General features: G+C 62.3%; 14 protein-coding genes. 11 read left to right on the plus strand and 3 right to left on the minus strand.

The features are described 5' to 3' along the window. Positions 1-119: 119 nt before the first annotated feature. The 7 genes from ydiJ (at position 120) to ACLHZ1_RS11930 (ending at position 8,618) form a co-directional block, all read left to right on the plus strand. Entirely contained in the window at positions 120-3,182 is a 3,063-nt protein-coding gene (gene ydiJ / locus ACLHZ1_RS11900) for a D-2-hydroxyglutarate dehydrogenase YdiJ (RefSeq protein WP_427262258.1), read from the plus strand. Then, positions 3,182-3,670, plus strand: a complete 489-nt coding sequence (locus ACLHZ1_RS11905; protein ID WP_427262259.1) for a hypothetical protein — start codon at positions 3,182-3,184, stop codon at positions 3,668-3,670. Before ydiJ ends, ACLHZ1_RS11905 begins: the two co-directional genes overlap by 1 nt. 95 nt (positions 3,671-3,765) lie before the next feature. Beyond that, entirely contained in the window at positions 3,766-4,215 is a 450-nt protein-coding gene (locus tag ACLHZ1_RS11910) for a hotdog fold thioesterase (protein ID WP_427262260.1), read from the plus strand. Positions 4,216-4,407: 192 nt separating this feature from the next. Beyond that, positions 4,408-6,294, plus strand: coding sequence for a DEAD/DEAH box helicase (locus tag ACLHZ1_RS11915; RefSeq protein WP_427262261.1), 1,887 nt, complete (start codon positions 4,408-4,410; stop codon positions 6,292-6,294). 143 nt (positions 6,295-6,437) lie between these two features. Beyond that, complete coding sequence (locus ACLHZ1_RS11920) at positions 6,438-6,650, plus strand: helix-turn-helix domain-containing protein (RefSeq protein ID WP_427262262.1); 213 nt, start codon at positions 6,438-6,440, stop codon at positions 6,648-6,650. Positions 6,651-6,789: 139 nt separating this feature from the next. Further along, positions 6,790-8,052: an MFS transporter gene (locus ACLHZ1_RS11925; protein WP_408796559.1), complete on the plus strand. Its 1,263-nt coding sequence runs from the start codon at positions 6,790-6,792 to the stop codon at positions 8,050-8,052. Positions 8,053-8,144: 92 nt separating this feature from the next. Further along, positions 8,145-8,618, plus strand: coding sequence for a GNAT family N-acetyltransferase (locus ACLHZ1_RS11930; RefSeq protein WP_427262263.1), 474 nt, complete (start codon positions 8,145-8,147; stop codon positions 8,616-8,618). A gap of 92 nt (positions 8,619-8,710) precedes the next feature. Here ACLHZ1_RS11930 and ahpF read toward each other — a convergent pair whose 3' ends face one another. The 3 genes from ahpF to ACLHZ1_RS11945 all read right to left on the minus strand — a co-directional run bounded on the left by ahpF (position 8,711) and on the right by ACLHZ1_RS11945 (position 12,095). Next, positions 8,711-10,294: an alkyl hydroperoxide reductase subunit F gene (ahpF, locus tag ACLHZ1_RS11935; protein ID WP_427262264.1), complete on the minus strand. Its 1,584-nt coding sequence runs from the start codon at positions 10,292-10,294 to the stop codon at positions 8,711-8,713. Positions 10,295-10,428: 134 nt separating this feature from the next. After that, the gene (gene ahpC, locus ACLHZ1_RS11940) at positions 10,429-10,995 is read right to left on the minus strand and encodes an alkyl hydroperoxide reductase subunit C (protein WP_427262265.1); all 567 of its coding nucleotides are present in this window, start codon (positions 10,993-10,995) and stop codon (positions 10,429-10,431) included. 623 nt (positions 10,996-11,618) lie between these two features. Then, positions 11,619-12,095, minus strand: coding sequence for a CBS domain-containing protein (locus ACLHZ1_RS11945; protein WP_427262266.1), 477 nt, complete (start codon positions 12,093-12,095; stop codon positions 11,619-11,621). A 229-nt stretch (positions 12,096-12,324) separates the two neighbouring features. Between ACLHZ1_RS11945 and queA the strand changes: the two genes are divergently transcribed. The 4 genes from queA to secD all read left to right on the plus strand — a co-directional run bounded on the left by queA (position 12,325) and on the right by secD (position 16,906). Further along, positions 12,325-13,392 carry a tRNA preQ1(34) S-adenosylmethionine ribosyltransferase-isomerase QueA gene (gene queA / locus ACLHZ1_RS11950; RefSeq protein ID WP_427262267.1) on the plus strand — a complete coding sequence of 356 codons (1,068 nt, stop codon included), beginning with the start codon at positions 12,325-12,327 and terminating at the stop codon, positions 13,390-13,392. Between the two features lie 118 nt (positions 13,393-13,510). Further along, entirely contained in the window at positions 13,511-14,644 is a 1,134-nt protein-coding gene (gene tgt / locus ACLHZ1_RS11955; protein WP_408746205.1) for a tRNA guanosine(34) transglycosylase Tgt, read from the plus strand. A 57-nt stretch (positions 14,645-14,701) separates the two neighbouring features. Further along, positions 14,702-15,034, plus strand: coding sequence for a preprotein translocase subunit YajC (yajC, locus tag ACLHZ1_RS11960; protein ID WP_041994478.1), 333 nt, complete (start codon positions 14,702-14,704; stop codon positions 15,032-15,034). Positions 15,035-15,052: 18 nt separating this feature from the next. Beyond that, positions 15,053-16,906 (plus strand): protein translocase subunit SecD, encoded by a 1,854-nt coding sequence (gene secD / locus ACLHZ1_RS11965; protein WP_427262268.1) that lies wholly within the window; start codon positions 15,053-15,055, stop codon positions 16,904-16,906. Positions 16,907-16,910 lie beyond the last annotated feature (4 nt).

The following is a 16,910-nucleotide window of genomic DNA, read 5'->3' on the forward strand; positions in this document are numbered from 1 at the left end:
CTCACATGTGAGCGGGCTGGCCCCATGGTTCTGAAAACCAGAGCACCCTGAAGAGGTGAGCCAGGCCAGTCGTTGTCGCCGGCGTGCCGGCATCAAGCAAAGGATGGGAACAAGGATTCATGATCCCGAGACTCGATTACCAGGACAGTTTGTCACCTACAACCCTGCAGTTTCTTGAGTTGCTGGCGCGATCAGCATTTCGTGGTGATATCGAAAAGTCTTATGCAAGCCGGCTCGCCATGGCGACGGATAACAGCGTCTATCAGGTGGTGCCTCAGGCGGTGCTCTATCCGCGCTGCGCGGATGATATCGCCACCTTGCTCAAGCTGGCACAGGGTCCCGAGTACGCCACCTTGAGTTTCTTCCCTCGCGGCGGCGGCACCGGCACCAATGGTCAGTCCCTGGGCGGCGGCATTATTGTCGATCTCTCCCGCCATATGAACCAGATCCTGGAAATTAATCTGGAGCAGGGCTGGGTACGGGCCCAGGCCGGTGTGGTCAAGGATCAGCTCAACGCCTACCTCAAACCCCACGGCTACTTCTTCTCGCCGGATCTCTCCACCTCCAACCGCGCCACCCTGGGCGGCATGGTCAACACCGACGCCTCGGGACAGGGGTCCCTGGTGTACGGCAAGACCTCGGATCACGTGCTCGGCCTCAAAGCCGTGCTGGAAAACGGCGACATCATGGCGACCGAACCGGTCACAGGTGCCCGGCTGGCGGACAAGCTGGCGCTGGAGAATCGCGAGGGGGAGATCTATCGCACCCTCTATCGCATCGGCAAGGAGAGGCGCGCCGACATCGAGGCCACCTTCCCCAAGCTCAACCGCTTTTTGACCGGGTACGATCTCAAGCACCTTTATCAGCCCGACAGCGACACCCTGGACGTGAGCCGGGTGCTGTGCGGATCTGAGGGGTCCCTCGGCTTCATCACCGAGGCTCGCCTCAACATCACCCCCATCCCACGCTATCGCACCCTGGTCAATGTCAAGTACGACAGCTTCCCCTCGGCCCTGCGCAACGCCCCCTTTATGGTGCAGGCCCAGGCCCTGTCGGTGGAGACGGTGGACTCCCGGGTGCTGGGGCTGGCCCGTGCCGACATCATCTGGCACTCGGTGAAAGACCTCATCCAGGATGTGCCGGGCAAGGACTTGCAGGGGCTCAACATCGTCGAGTTTGCCGACACCGATGAGGCTGAGCACGAGATCAAGGTGGCCGAGCTGTGCCGGCGCATCGACGGCCTGCTGGCCAAGGGGGAGGCGGGCATCATCGGCTATCAGGTGTGTGACCACCTGCCAAGCATCGAGACCATCTACGGCATGCGCAAGAAGTCGGTGGGCTTGCTCGGCAACGCCGAGGGGCGCAAGAAGCCGGTGGCCTTTACCGAAGACACCGCCGTGCCGCCGGAGTCCCTGGCGGACTTCATCATGGAGTTTCGCGCCCTGCTGGACGGCCACGGCCTCGACTACGGCATGTTCGGCCACGTGGATGCGGGGGTGCTGCACGTGCGCCCGGCGCTGGACTTGTGCGACCCCGAGCAGGAGGTGCTGCTGCGGCGCATCTCGGATCAGGTGGTGGCGCTCACCGCCAAATACGGCGGCCTGATGTGGGGCGAGCACGGCAAGGGTTTTCGCTCCGAATACAGCCCAGCCTTTTTTGGCGAGCTGTGGGAGGAGCTGCAACGGGTCAAGGGGGCCTTCGATCCCCATAACCGCATCAACCCGGGCAAGATCTGTATCCCTTACGGCAGCGACGCCGAACTGGTGTCGGTGGACGGGCCCAAGCGCGGCAAGTTTGACCGCCAGATCCCGATTGCGGTGCGCGAGAGCTACACCCGGGCCCTGGACTGCAACGGCAACGGTCTGTGTTTCACCTTCGAGACCGACTCTCCCATGTGCCCCTCGGTCAAGATCAGCCGCGACCGCCGCCACTCCCCCAAGGGGCGGGCCGGGCTGATGCGCGAATGGTTGCGCCAGTTGTCTGAGCAGGGTTTCGACCCCCTGGCCGAAGAAGTCGCGCTGCAAAGCGGTGGTCTGCGCTTCAAGCAGATCGTCGACAAGTTCCGCAACACCCTGGCCCGTGCCCGCGGCCAGTATGACTTCTCCCACGAGGTGATGGAAGCGATGGAGGGGTGCCTGGCGTGCAAGGCCTGCACCAGCCAGTGCCCCATCAAGGTGGATGTGCCCACCTTCCGTGCCCGCTTCATGCAGCTCTACCACAGCCGCTATCTGCGCGGCCCCAAGGATTACTTCGTGGGCACGGTAGAAAGCTATGCGCCCCTGCTGGCCAAGGCCCCCAAGCTGGTCAACTTCTTCCTGGAGAAAGAGTGGGCCCAGAAGGCGACCGAGAAGAGCATCGGCATGGTGGATGTGCCGCTGCTGAGCATCCCCACCCTGGCCGAGGAGCTGCGTGATCACAAGGCCCGCTATTTCGATCTGCCGGGCCTCGAGGCAATGAGCCCCGAGCAGCGCCAAAAAGTGGTGCTCATCGTGCAGGATCCCTTCACCAGCTACTACGACGCCCCCGTGGTGCGCGACCTGGTGAAGCTTGCCAGCAAGCTGGGTTATCAGCCCTACCTGCTGCCGTTCAAGCCCAACGGCAAGCCCCAGCACGTGAAGGGCTTCCTGCGCGCCTTCGCCCGCACCGCCGCCAGCAGCGCCCAGTTCCTCAACAAGATGGCGGCCCTCGGTATCCCCATGGTGGGGGTGGATCCCTCCCTGGTGCTCTGTTATCGCGATGAGTATGTGAAAGCCCTGGGCCCCGCCCGCGGCGACTTCCAGGTGTTGCTGCCCCAGGAGTGGCTGCTCTCTCTTCCGGCCCCGCAAGTCAGGGCCGCAGCGAAAGAGCCGGAGCAGGCCGAGCCCTGGTATCTGTTTGCCCACTGCACCGAGAAGACGGCCAAGCCCTCGACCCACGGCGATTGGGGTACCCTGTTTGGCCGCTTCGGTGCCCAGTTGCAGCCGGTGTCGGTGGGCTGCTGCGGCATGGCCGGTACCTATGGCCACGACGCCAAGCAGGTGGAGCACTCCAAGGGCATATATGGTCTGAGCTGGGCCGAGCCCCTCGCCCGTCTGCCCAAGGAACGCTGCCTTGCCACCGGTTATTCGTGCCGCAGCCAGGTCAAGCGGATGGAGGGGGAGAAACTCAAGCATCCGCTGCAGGCCCTGCTGGAACTGCTCTGATGCTGTGTTTCCCCAAGGGATTTCGGGTGCCCAAGGCCTATCGGCACCCGCACTTTCTGCTGTTGCCCGCCACCCCGTCCCAGGCCGTGGTGGAGTTCGTCGCCATGCTGCGCGAGCGGGAGCAGCTCCACCAGCTGTTTCGCCCGAACGATGCCTGGCCCTCCGCCAACTTCAGCCTGAGTCAGCACGAGGACGATCTGGCGTGGCAGCGCTCGGAGTTTCTCGCCAAGCGCTCCTTCGCCTATGGCCTCTGGAGCCCGGACAGGGAGCCCCAGTTCTGGGGCGGGGTCTATCTCTACCCCTCGGTGCTGCCGGAGGTGGAGGTGGAGCTCTTCTTCTGGAAACAGGCCGAGGCCCCCATCACGGATGCCGAGCTGGAGGCCGAGCTGCGCGCCTGGCTGGGCAAGGTGTGGCACTGGCATCATCCCTGTCTGCCCGGACGAGGGGTGCCCTGGTCTCAATGGCCCGGTACCAGCTATCCATGGTGAGGCGCAGCGCCGCCGCCCTCCGTCATCCGATCCCGGACGCAGGCCTCTGGCCCGCGTCCTCACTTTGTTAAGCACCCAGTACAGGACAAGAGCCCATGAGCGATGCGATGACTCCCATCTGGCAGCAACCCCTGACGTTGGCGGGACTCAATGCCAGCTCCCGCAACACCCTGATGGCCCACCTCGACATCGTCTACACCGCCTTTGGCCCCGACTGGCTCGAGGCCACCATGCCGGTGGATCACCGCACCCATCAGCCGCTGGGCATGCTGCACGGCGGCGCCTCCGTGGTGCTGGCGGAAACGCTGGGATCGCTGGCGGCCAACATGGCGGTGGGGGAGGAGAGCTATTGCGTGGGACTGGAGGTGAACGCCAACCACCTGAGAGCCAAGCGGGAAGGGGTGGTGACCGGGCGCTGCTCGCCGCTCCATCTTGGGGCGACCACCCAGGTGTGGCAGATAGAAATAAGAGACGAACGAAGCCGTTTGCTCTGCACCAGCCGCTTGACGGTCGCCGTGCTCAAACACAAGCGGGACAAGGGCTAAGGCGCCGCTCGACCCGCCATCACGCACCATGACCGAAAAATAAGCAAGCCATAGTCGGGAGATCCCTCTATAATTGCCAACGTCTTGAGACACCTATCACATTTTTCAAGACAGCAGAACAAAGTGGCGCTATAATCGCCGCCTTTTGCTATTCCGCGGTGTTTAGCCGCCTGCCTTAATCTGGAAGAATCTATGTCTGATACCGAACAACTGCCCCTTTTTAGTGAGCTTGGACTGGCCGCGCCTGTATTGAAAGCGCTGCAGGACGTGGGCTATGAGCGCCCGTCACCGATCCAGGCCGCAGCAATTCCCCACCTGATGGCGGGACACGATCTGCTGGGGCAGGCGCAAACCGGTACAGGGAAGACCGCTGCTTTTGCCTTGCCTCTGTTGTCTCGTCTGGAAGCTGGTAACCGTAACACCCAGATTTTGGTGCTGGCACCGACCCGTGAGCTGGCGCTGCAAGTTGCCGAGGCGTGCCAACGTTACGCCAAGCACATGCCTGACTTCCATGTCCTGCCCATCTATGGTGGTTCCTCCTACGAAACCCAGACCCGCGCCCTGCGCCGCGGTGCCCAGGTGGTCGTCGGTACCCCGGGCCGCGTGATGGATCTGATCCGTCGCAAGAACCTGGATCTGTCCGGCCTGAAAGCCCTGGTACTGGACGAAGCCGATGAAATGCTGCGTATGGGCTTCATCGACGACGTGGACTGGATCATGGAACAGTGCCCGGCCACCCGTCAGGTTGCCCTGTTCTCCGCCACCATGCCGGACCAGATCCGCCGTGTTGCCCAGAAGCACCTGAAGCAGCCCAAAGAGATCAAGATCATCACCAAGACGTCCACTGCACCGACCATCCGCCAGCGCTACTGGCAGGTAACCGGTCTGCACAAGTTGGACGCCATGACCCGTCTGCTGGAAGTCGAGCCGTACGAAGCCGTACTGGTCTTCGTGCGCACCAAGAACGCCGCCGAAGAGCTGGCCGGCAAGCTGGCCGCCCGTGGCCACGCCTGTGAAGCCCTGCACGGTGACATCCCGCAGAAGCTGCGTGAGCGTACCGTCGACAAGCTGCGCCAAGGCCAGCTGGACATCCTGATCGCCACCGACGTGGTCGCCCGTGGTCTGGACGTCGAGCGCATCACCCACGTGGTGAACTACGACATCCCCTACGATACCGAATCCTACGTTCACCGTATCGGTCGTACCGGCCGTGCCGGTCGCAAGGGCGAGGCCATCCTGTTCGTGGCACCCCGTGAGCGCCGCATGCTGCGCGCCATCGAGCACGCCACTCGTCAGGCCATCGAGCCGATGAAGATGCCGAGCACCGAGGACATCAACCAGCACCGCATGACCAAGTTCAAGGAGCGCATCCGGGAAACCATGATGGGCGAAGAGCTTGAGATCTATCTGAACCTGGTGAACGAGCTGATCGAAGAAGATTCTGCCGATCCCCTGGAGCTGGCCGCCGCCCTGGCCAAGCTGGTACAGGGTGACCAACCCCTGCTGCTGGATGACTCCATCCCGGATCCGCTGCTGAACGCCGGCAACGATCGCGGTGGCTTCGAGCGTCGTGACTTCAACGACCGCGGTGGCCGTGACTTCGCTGACCGTGGCGATCGCCCGGCTCGTCGCATGCCGTCCCTGGAGCCGCGCCCGCTCAAAGACAATCCTGACGTGGAGATGGAGCGTTACCGCGTAGACGTGGGTGCCCATCACGGCGTCAAGCCGGGCCAGATCGTTGGCGCCATCGCCAACGAAGCGAACATCGAGAGCCGCTTCATCGGCAACATCGACATCGCCGATGACTTCTCCACCGTCGATCTGCCCAAGGGCATGACCGCCGACGTGCTGGAAGTGATCAAGAAGGCCCGTGTCTGCCAGCGTCCGCTGCAGATCACCCGCTACACCGAAGTGCCGGCCGGCGGCAGCACGGGTGCCCCGCGTCCGTACCGTAATGACCGTCCCTTCAACAAGGACCGTCGTCCCAGCGGTGACCGCCCCTTCAACAAGGGTGGAGAGCGCCGTGAAGGTGGCTTCAACAAGGATCGCAAATTCGGTGGCAAGCGTCGCGACAGCTAAGCCCTGATACCCTGCCAAGAGGCCGCTCATCGAGCGGCCTTTTTTATGGCTGTCGCGGGCTTGCCCCGGGTGTCTCGATACACTCGGACCCCAGGGGGAAACGGCCGCCCCAATGAGACCAATGATGTGAGGGGGAGAGGCAGATGGATAGACTGGCGGTGGAGACCGGCTCTTTCTCGGCGGCGGCTCGCCGGCTGGGGCTGGGGCAAGCCGCCATCTCCAAGCTGATTGCGCAGCAGGAGGCCAGGCTGGGCTCCCTGCTGCTGCGCTCGACCCGGGGCCTGACCTTGATCGAGCGGGGGGGAGGTATTCCCCTGGCGCGCGCTACCGAGGCGGGGGGCGCGGTCAATGAATGACGGATGACGGCAGGGGCACTCCTCACTCTATGGGCATGGGGGAGCCATCCTGGCTGGAAGGAGAGGCCGCTTCGGGTTGAAGCCGCCGCCATTTGTCCGTAGCCTGTATGGTTTTGGCGCGGCAGAGAGGGCACGGGAGATGGTGGCGACGAGGTGGCAAGGGGTGGTCTCCCCGCTGATGAGTCTGGTGATCTTCATCCTGGGTCACGGCCTGATGAGCACTCTGCTGACGGTGCGGCTCTCGGCCGAGCAGGTGGATGCCCAGGCCATCGGGCTGGTCTCTGGCACCTATTTCGCCGGTCTGGTGCTCGGCTCCTTCGTCAATGCGCGCCTCATCATACGGGTGGGCCATATCCGCGCCTACGCGGCCTATGCCTCCCTCATCTGCACCTTGACCCTGCTTCACGGCCTCATCGTCGATCCCTGGATCTGGGCCGGGCTGCGCCTGCTGGGGGGCTTTGCCACCGGGGGCCTGTTCGTGGTGCTCGAATCCTGGATGCTGGTCTCCAGCACGCCGCGGGACAGGGGCAAGCTGATGTCCCTCTACATGATACTGCTCTACGGGGCCCTGGCCGCCGGTCAGCTGCTGCTCAAGGTGATCGACCCCATGGTGCTGGCCCCCTTCGCCCTGTGCGCCATGGCCGCTTCCCTCTCGGTGATCCCCCTGGCCCTCTCCCGGGTCGCCATGCCCACCATGATCCAGCCCCAGCAGGTGGGCTTTTTCGAGCTGTTTCGCCTCACCCCGGCCGGGATGTGGAGCAGCCTGAGCTCGGGGCTCATCCTGGGGGCCATCTATGGCCTGCTGCCCCTCTATTTCACCGACAACGGCTATGGCCTGGAGCGGGTCGCCAACATGATGGCCGTGGTGATCCTGGGGGGCATGTGCCTGCAATACCCCATAGGGCGGGTGTCGGATCGCCTCGACAGGCGCCTGGTCATCGGCCTGCTGGCCGCGCTGCTCACCCTGGTCTCCCTGCTGATGGTGATCCTGCCGGCGCCTCAGCCCGACTGGCTGATGACGGGACTCATCTTCCTGTTTGGCGGCCTGGCCTTCTCCATCTACCCCTTGAGCCTCAGCCATGCCTGCGATGAGCTCAAGCCGGATCAGGTGCTGGGGGCCAACCAGGGGCTGCTGCTCGCCTACAGCCTGGGGGCCATGATAGGGCCTGTGCTGGCGCCGAGTGCCATCCAGCTGTTCGGTCCTCAGGGCCTGTTCGCCTATTTCTGCCTGTGCGGGGCGCTGTTGACCCTGTTTCTGATCTGGCGCCAGCGGGTGCGGGCCCCCGTGCCCCTGGCCGAGCATCAACAGTTCATCCCCGTGCCGCCCAACACCCCCATGACCGCCGAGCTGGAGCCCAGACCCGATGTGGAGCTGACCCAGGCGCAGGGCCAGACGAGCTGAGCCTGCCCCAGCAAGGTGCCTGGTATTGCCCTGGCATCCGCGATGGGATGGTGGGGCGGGCAAGCGAAACATCAACATATAAAGGAGTCGTCATGCAGACCGAGCTGGTGGCCATGAGCCAGGGGCAGTATGAGCGCTATGTGGCGCAGTCATGGCGTGATTACGCCGAGGAGAATGTGGCGACCGGGCGCTGGCCGCAGGCGGGCGCCCTGGCGCGAGCCAGGGCCGAATATGAGGCCCTGCTGCCTCAGGGGCTGGCGACCTCCTCCCAGCAGCTGTTCGCGATCCAGGATGGCGCTGGGCAGACGGTCGGCGGGCTCTGGCTGGCCATCCGCACCGCGCCGGATGGCCAGCGCAGCGGGTTTGTCTATGACATCACCATCTTGCCGGGCGCCAGGCGCCAGGGTCATGGTCGGCGCGCCTTCACCTTGCTCGAGTCCCTGGCCCGTGCCCAGGGATTGGTCAGCATTGGGCTCAATGTCTTTGCCAATAACCCGGCAGCCCTGGCGCTCTATCGCCGGCTCGGTTATCGGGTGACCAACCTGGCCATGAGCAAGGCGCTTTGACCCCGATGGCGGGGCGAGCGGGACCCGTCGTGCCAGCAAGAGGATAAAAAAACCGGTGCCTGGGCACCGGTTTGCGATCGAGGGGGGAGGGATCAGGCCAGGGCCGGTTCCGCGTTCGCCACCTGGCTGGGCTCAGGGGTGCGAATGAGGTAATCGAACGCCCCCAGGGCGGCGGTGGCGCCGGCACCCATGGAGATGATGATCTGCTTGAACGGCACCGTGGTGGCATCCCCTGCGGCGTAGACGCCGGGCAGGGAGGTAGCCCCCTTGGTGTCGATCTCGATCTCGCCAAAGCGGGTCAGGGCAATCTCGCTCCCTTTGAGGAACTCGGTGTTCGGCACCAGACCGATCTGGACGAAGATGCCGGCCACCGCCAGGTGCTTGATCTCGCCTGTGGTGCGGTCCTCGTAGTCCATGCCCACCACCTTGCTGCCGTCACCGATGACTTCCGTGGTGCGGGCGCTCATGATGATGTCGATGTTGCCCATGGAGCGGGCCTTCTTCTGCAGCACCTCGTCGGCGCGCAGGGTATCGGCGAATTCCACCACGGTGACGTGCTCGACGATGCCGGCCAAGTCGATGGCCGCCTCGATGCCGGAGTTGCCGCCACCTATCACCGCCACCCGCTTGCCCTTGAAGAAGGGGCCGTCACAGTGGGGGCAGTAGGCCACGCCCTTGGTGCGGTATTCCACCTCACCCGGCACGTTCAGGTCGCGCCAGCGGGCACCGGTCGCCAGGATCACGGCACGGCTCTTCAAGGTGGCGCCGGAGGCGAGATCCACGTTGACGTAACCATCCTTGCTGATGGCGGCGGCGCGCTGCTCGGTGATCACTTCCACGCCGTACTGCTTGACGTGCTGCTCCAGGCTCGCGGCCAGCTTGGGGCCCTCGGTGTAGGGCACGGAGATGAAGTTCTCGATACCGACGGTGTCCATCACCTGACCACCGAAACGTTCGGCGACGATGGCGGTGCGAATGCCTTTGCGGGCGGCATAGATGGCCGCTGCGGCGCCGGCCGGGCCACCACCCACCACCAGCACGTCGTAGGGTGCCTTTTCGTTGAGTTCTTCAGCCTTGCGCTCTGCGGCGCCGGTATCGAGCTTGGCGACGATCTCTTCGAGCGAGGTGCGGCCCTGGCTGAACGGTTGACCATTCAGGTAGACGTTCGGCACCGCCATGATCTGACGCTCGTTCACCTCATCCTGGAACAGGGCGCCGTCGATCATGGTGTGGCTGATGCCGGGGTTCAGGGTGGCCATCAGGTTGAGGGCCTGCACCACGTCCGGGCAGTTGTGGCAGGAGAGGGAGATATAGGTCTCGAAGTGGAACTCGCCCTTGAGGTTTTTCACCTGCTCCAGCACGGCCGGATCGGCCTTGGAGGGGTGACCGCCGCTTTGCAGCAGGGCGAGCACCAGGGAGGTAAATTCATGACCCATGGGGATGCCGGCAAAGTGCACGCGCGGGGCTTGGCCTTGGGGCGCGATGCTCATGGAAGGCTTGCGGGCATTGCTGCCATCGGTCATGGCAATCTTGGGGGACATCTCGCTTATCTCTTGGCCCAAGGCCAGGAGTTCGGCGGATTTGTCGCTGTCATTGCCGGACACGCTGATCTCGATGGGATTGACGATGTACTGCAAGTAACCGTTGAGCTGCTGTTTGAGGTTGGTATCCAACATCTTCGAATTCCTTCTTGTAATTGCGGTCGACACTGTTTGCAGGCCGTGAGAATGCGCCTGGAAAGCAGGACAGAAAGTCATAGGCCAGAAAGCAGACCGGCCCTTGAATGGGCCGGTCTTGGAGAGCAGGAGGCTTAGATTTTGCCTACCAGATCCAGGGACGGGGCCAGGGTGGCGTCGCCTTCTTTCCACTTGGCCGGGCACACTTCACCCGGGTGAGCGGCAACGTACTGGGCAGCCTTGACCTTGCGCAGCAGCTCCAGGGCGTCACGGCCGATGCCACCGGCGTTGATTTCAACGATCTGGATGACGCCTTTCGGGTCGATGACGAAGGTACCGCGGTCAGCCAGACCGGCTTCTTCGATCATCACGCCGAAGTTGCGGGTGATGGCACCGGTGGGGTCGCCGATCATCGGGTACTGGATCTTGTTGATGGTGTCGGAGGTGTCGTGCCACGCCTTGTGAGTGAAGTGGGTGTCGGTGGAGACGGAGTAGATCTCGACGCCCAGCTTCTGGAATTCGGCGTAGTTGTCAGCCAGATCGCCCAGCTCGGTCGGGCAAACGAAGGTGAAGTCAGCCGGGTAGAAGAAGATCACGGACCACTTGTCTTTCAGGTCACGTTCGGAGACCTCAACGAATTTGCCATTGTGATAGGCGGTAGCGGTGAACGGCTTGATCTCGGTATTGATATAGGTAGACATCTATTTGCTCCTGTGAATCCCTGGTGCAACGATTTGCGACCCCGGGTTAGTTGACTTGGGCCATGATAGAGGCTGGTCCCAATCGATTAAAGCGGCAATTATCAATCGGGCAAATCTGTTTTTTAGATTAACCATCCTGCCTGTACCCAGGATGAATATACCGACCCATTATGAATAAACATATGTTTTACAAAGATAAGCTAGATGTTGCATCCCTCTTTGCCCAGCAGTCGGGGTGACTTTTGCTCACCTGAGCCGGGGTGAGGAACCAGAGACATACTGCTCGTGGCACGGGGTCGGTTGCAAGGGGAAGCGCATCAGGGGGCAGGGGGGAAGGGGTGACAGATAAAAAAATCCCGGCGCAGGGGCCGGGCTATCAAAACAAGGAATGGCAATAAAAATAAAGACTTGGGGTGTGCAAACGTGCAGATGATGAGAGGAAGCTTGCTGGCTGCACACACCACAGGCACCCCCTCGGCAATTTTGCAGGGGGATAATAGTGTGACGAGCGTCACATTGCAACCCTGATTTGTTGTTTTATTACCATTTAAGGCCGTTCTCTCGCTGGGAATGGCGATTAAATGGCCTTGTCATCGTCATTTCTGTAACTTTATTACCTTTTTTCAGGGCCGACTCCACTCGCCCTCATCCAGGCTGTCCGAGGTCGGTGGCTCACGCTCTTCCATCAGTTCCAGCAGATTGATGGCCACGGCGATGAAGTCCGACTCGGTGACGATGCCTATCAGCACTCCCTTGTCCTGTACCGGCAGGCAGCCGTATTTGTGGCGTTGCAGATAGAGCGCCGCCTCCTTGATGCCGGCATGGGGGCTGACGCTGGCCACCTTGCGGGTCATGATCTCCTCGAGGCGGGCGCTGTCGGTGAACTCGGCCTCCCGCTCCGGGTCTATCAGCAGCAACTTGGATTCCCTAGTCGCCAGGATATCGGTGAGGGTCACCAACCCCAGCAGCTGTTGCTGTTCATCGACGATGGGGACGTGGCGGATCCGCTCCTGCTGCATCAGATCCATCGCCTGCTTGACGCTGTTGTCCGGTCCCAGGGTGAGGGGGTGCTCTGTCATTATCTCGCTCAGGGTCATCATGGGAGCCTCCTATGGCTGATGTCGAGTGCCTGAGTTCACCCTAGCCCAGGGGGCCGGGTTGCAACATGATCGGGGTCAAGGGGGAAGGGGATAGCCGGGTGAGGGGGACCGACGCGCCAGGCTGGCCTCTACCCCTTGTATCCCCTGTGTTTTTGGCCTTTTCGGTTGCCATGCCTGTGGGGGATAACTAGACTAGCCGCCGATCCTATTGCCAAGCCAAGTAGTCACGATGCAAGTATCCGATTTTTCCTTTGAGCTGCCCGACGCCCTGATCGCCCGCTATCCCATGAGCGAGCGCAGTGCCAGTCGTCTGCTGCAACTCGATGGCGACAGCGGCGCCCTGCGCCACGGCCAGTTTGTCGACCTCCTGGAGAGACTCAATCCGGGGGATCTGCTGGTGTTCAACAACACCCGGGTCATTCCGGCGCGCATGTTTGGCCAGAAGGCCAGCGGCGGCAAGTTGGAGGTGCTGGTGGAGCGCATGCTGGACGAGCACAGCGTGCTGGCCCATGTCCGCTCCTCCAAGTCCCCCAAGCCAGGTACCCGCCTCATCCTCGATGGCGGCCCCGACGGGGAGAAGGTGGAGGCCGAGATGCGTGTCCGCCACGATGCCCTGTTCGAGATCCACTTCCTGGATCCCCGCCCGGTACTCGATATCCTGGAGGCCATCGGCCACATGCCGCTGCCCCCCTATATCGACAGGCCCGACGAGGACGCCGACAAGGAGCGTTACCAGACCGTCTACAACGCCAAACCGGGCGCAGTGGCGGCGCCCACAGCCGGCCTGCACTTCGATGAGGCCATGCTCGAGCAGATCCGGGCCAAGGGGGTGGAGACCGCCTTCGTCACCTTGCACGTGGGGGCGGGCACCTTCCAGCCGGTGCGGGTGGACAAGATTGAAGATCACCACATGCACTCGGAATACGCCGAGGTGCCGCAAGAGGTGGTGGACGCCATCGCGGCGACCCGGGCCCGGGGCGGCCGGGTGATCGCGGTGGGCACCACCTCGGTGCGATCGCTCGAGAGCGCGGCCAGGGTGACCCTGGCCCAGGGCAAGCCGCTGGCGCCCTTTTTCAGCGACACCGACATCTTCATCTTCCCGGGCTACGAGTTCCAGCTGGTCGATGCCATGATCACCAACTTCCACCTGCCCGAATCGACCCTGATCATGCTGGTCAGCGCCTTCGCCGGGTACGACCACGTGATGGCGGCCTACCGGGCGGCGGTGGCCGAGCAGTACCGTTTCTTCAGCTACGGGGACGCCATGTTCGTCACCCGTCGCCGGGCGCAAGGCTAAGCCTCGCCCTTCAGAAGCCGTTCAGGGACACCTTGTCACTATCTTGGCCGGCTTCTTTGTCTCGGGTCCATCGGGCCCCCTGCTGTCAGACTGTTTCTCTGACTGAATCGAGGTAGCAATGAAATTTGAACTGAAAACCACAGATGGGCGCGCCCGTCGCGGCCAGCTGGTGTTCGAGCGCGGCACGGTCCAGACCCCGGCCTTCATGCCGGTCGGCACCTATGGCACCGTCAAGGGGATGACCCCGGAAGAGGTGCGCGAGACCGGCGCCCAGATCCTGCTCGGCAACACCTTCCACCTCTGGCTGCGGCCGGGTCAGGAGGTGATGCGCGCCCATGGGGATCTCCATGACTTCATGAACTGGCAGGGGCCCATCCTGACCGACTCCGGCGGTTTCCAGGTGTTCAGCCTGGGTCACATCCGCAAGATCACCGAGGAGGGGGTGCATTTTCGTCATCCCATCAACGGCGAGAAGATCTTCCTCGACCCCGAGAAATCCATGGAGATCCAGTACGATCTGGGCTCCGACATCGTGATGATCTTCGACGAGTGCACGCCCTATCCGGCGACGTACGAAGAGGCGCGCAAGTCCATGGAGATGTCCCTGCGCTGGGCCAAGCGTTCCCGCGACAAGTTCGATGCCCTGGGCAACAAGAACGCCCTGTTCGGCATCATCCAGGGCTCGGTCTACGAGCCGCTGCGGGATGTCTCCCTGGACGGCCTGCTGGAGATAGGCTTCGACGGCTATGCGGTCGGCGGTCTGGCGGTGGGTGAGCCCAAGGAAGACATGCACCGCATCCTGGATCACGTCTGCCCGAAAATCCCGGCCGACAAGCCCCGCTACCTGATGGGGGTGGGCAAGCCCGAAGATCTGGTGGAAGGGGTGCGCCGCGGCATCGACATGTTCGACTGCGTCATGCCGACCCGCAACGCCCGCAACGGTCATCTGTTCACCACCGACGGCGTGGTCAAGATCCGCAACGCCAAGTATCGCGAGGATACCAGCACCCTGGATGCGGACTGCGACTGCTACACCTGCAAGAACTACACCCGCAGCTATCTGTACCATCTGGACAAGTGCAACGAGATCCTTGGTGCCCGTTTGAATACCATTCACAACCTGCGCTATTACCAGCGGGTGATGCAGGGTTTGCGGGACGCGATCGAGCAGGGTAAATTAGACGACTTTGTGACTGAGTTTTATCGTCGGCAAGGGAAGGCCGTGCCTCCATTAGCTGAAGAAAACGTGTAATAACAACAACGTATCAGCGCGTTGTGTCTTGTATCTACATCAATAAGAGGTTGTTAAATGAGCATTATCTCTAAAGCATATGCTGCCGGTGAAGCGGCCCCCCAGGGTGGCGGCATGGAAATGATCATCATGCTGGCCGTGTTTGGCCTCATCTTCTACTTCATGATCTACCGTCCGCAAGCCAAGCGCGTGAAGGAGCACAAGAATCTGATGAGCTCATTGGCCAAGGGTGACGAAGTGCTCACCTCCGGCGGTCTGGTTGGCAAGATAGTCAAGGTCTCCACCGAGAACGACTACCTGGTGCTGGCCCTGAACGAGCAGACCCAGGTCACCATCAAGCGTGATTTCGTCACCGCCGTTCTGCCCAAGGGTTCTATCCAGTCCCTTTAATCTCCCAAGGAGCACAGCGTGTTAAACCGCTATCCGCTGTGGAAATACCTGATGGTGATCGTCGTGATCGCCATCGGTTTTCTATATGCAGCCCCCAACCTGTACGGTGAGGATCCGGCTCTGCAAGTCTCCGCCAGTCGCGGTGCCGAGGTTCAGCTCAAGACGCTGGATCAGGTCAAAGCGATCCTGGATGAGGCCGCCATTCCGGTCAAACATGCCGCTTTCGAACACGGCCAGATCCTGGTGCGTTTCACCAATACCGAAGATCAGCTCAAGGCCCGCGACCTGGTCGCGACCAAGCTGGGCGATGACTTCGTCACCGCGCTGAACCTGGCCCCTTCCACCCCGGCCTGGCTTGAGGCCATCGGTGCCAATCCCCTCAAGCTGGGTCTGGACCTGCGCGGTGGTGTGCACTTCCTGATGGAAGTGGACATGGCCGAGGCGCTGACCAAGCAGCAGGAGCAGATGGTGCAGGATTTCCGCACCGAGCTGCGCACCCAGAAAATTCGTTACTCCGGCGTGCGCCGCAGTGGCGATCGGGTCGAAATCCTGTTTCGTGACGAGGCGGATCAGGAGCAGGCTATCGCCCATCTGCGCCGCCAGAATGCCGATCTGGTGTTCAACAGCGAGCAGAAAGGGGATGACTTCCTGGTGCTGGCCTCCCTGAGCGAAGCCAAGATCAAGGAGGTGAAGAAGTACGCTCTCGAGCAGAACATCACCATCATCCGCAACCGGGTCAATGAGCTGGGGGTGGCCGAGCCGCTGGTGCAGCAACAGGGTGCCGAGCGCATCGTGGTCGAGCTGCCCGGCATCCAGGACACCGCCCGTGCCAAGGAGATCCTGGGGGCCACCGCGACCCTGGAGTTCCACATGGTCGATGAGACCGCCGATCTCCAGGCCGCCGCCAACGGGCGGGTGCCGCCGAGCTCCAAGGTCTATACCGATCGCAACGGCCGCCCTGTGGTGCTGCAAAAGCGCATCATACTGACCGGTGACCACATAGTGGGTGCCCAGTCCGGTTTCGATGAGTACAGCCGTCCCCAGGTCAACATCAAGCTCGATGGTCAGGGTGGCAACAAGATGGCCAACTTTACCAAGGACAACGTCGGCAAGGGCATGGCCACCGTCTTCATCGAGTACAAGCCGGTCGGTGAACCCGGTCCCGATGGCAAGCGCAAGTTCCGCAAGCAGGAAGAGGTGATCAACGTGGCGACCATACAGTCGCGCCTTGGCAGCCAGTTCCGCATCACCGGGATCGACAACGCCAACGAGGCCCACAACCTGGCGCTCTTGCTGCGTGCCGGTGCCCTGATAGCCCCCATCCAGATCGTGGAAGAGCGCACCATAGGCCCGAGCCTGGGTCAGCAGAACATAGATTCCGGCATGCAGGCCATGGGCTATGGCATGCTCGCCATCGTCATCTTCATGGCCATTTACTATCGCAAGTTCGGCCTGGTGGCCAACCTGGCGCTGGTGGTCAACGTGGTGCTGATCATCGGGCTGATGTCCATGATCCCGGGCGCCACCATGACACTGCCCGGCATCGCCGGCATAGTGTTGACCATGGGCATGGCGGTGGATGCGAACGTCTTGATCTTCGAGCGTATTCGTGAGGAGCTGCGGGCGGGACGCGGTGTGCAGCAGGCCATCAACCTGGGTTACGAGAAGGCGTTTGGCACCATTGCCGACTCCAACATCACCACCCTGATCACCTGTATCATACTGTTCGCGGTCGGAACCGGCGCCATCAAGGGCTTCGCCCTGACCCTGGCCATCGGTATCCTGGCCTCGATGTTTACCGCCATCACGGGAACACGCGCCATCGTGAACCTGGCCTGGGGCGGCAAGCGTCTCGACAAGCTGCCGATCTGAGGGA

It is taken from the genome of Aeromonas sobria (assembly GCF_050266975.1).
Classification (GTDB): domain Bacteria; phylum Pseudomonadota; class Gammaproteobacteria; order Enterobacterales; family Aeromonadaceae; genus Aeromonas; species Aeromonas sobria_B.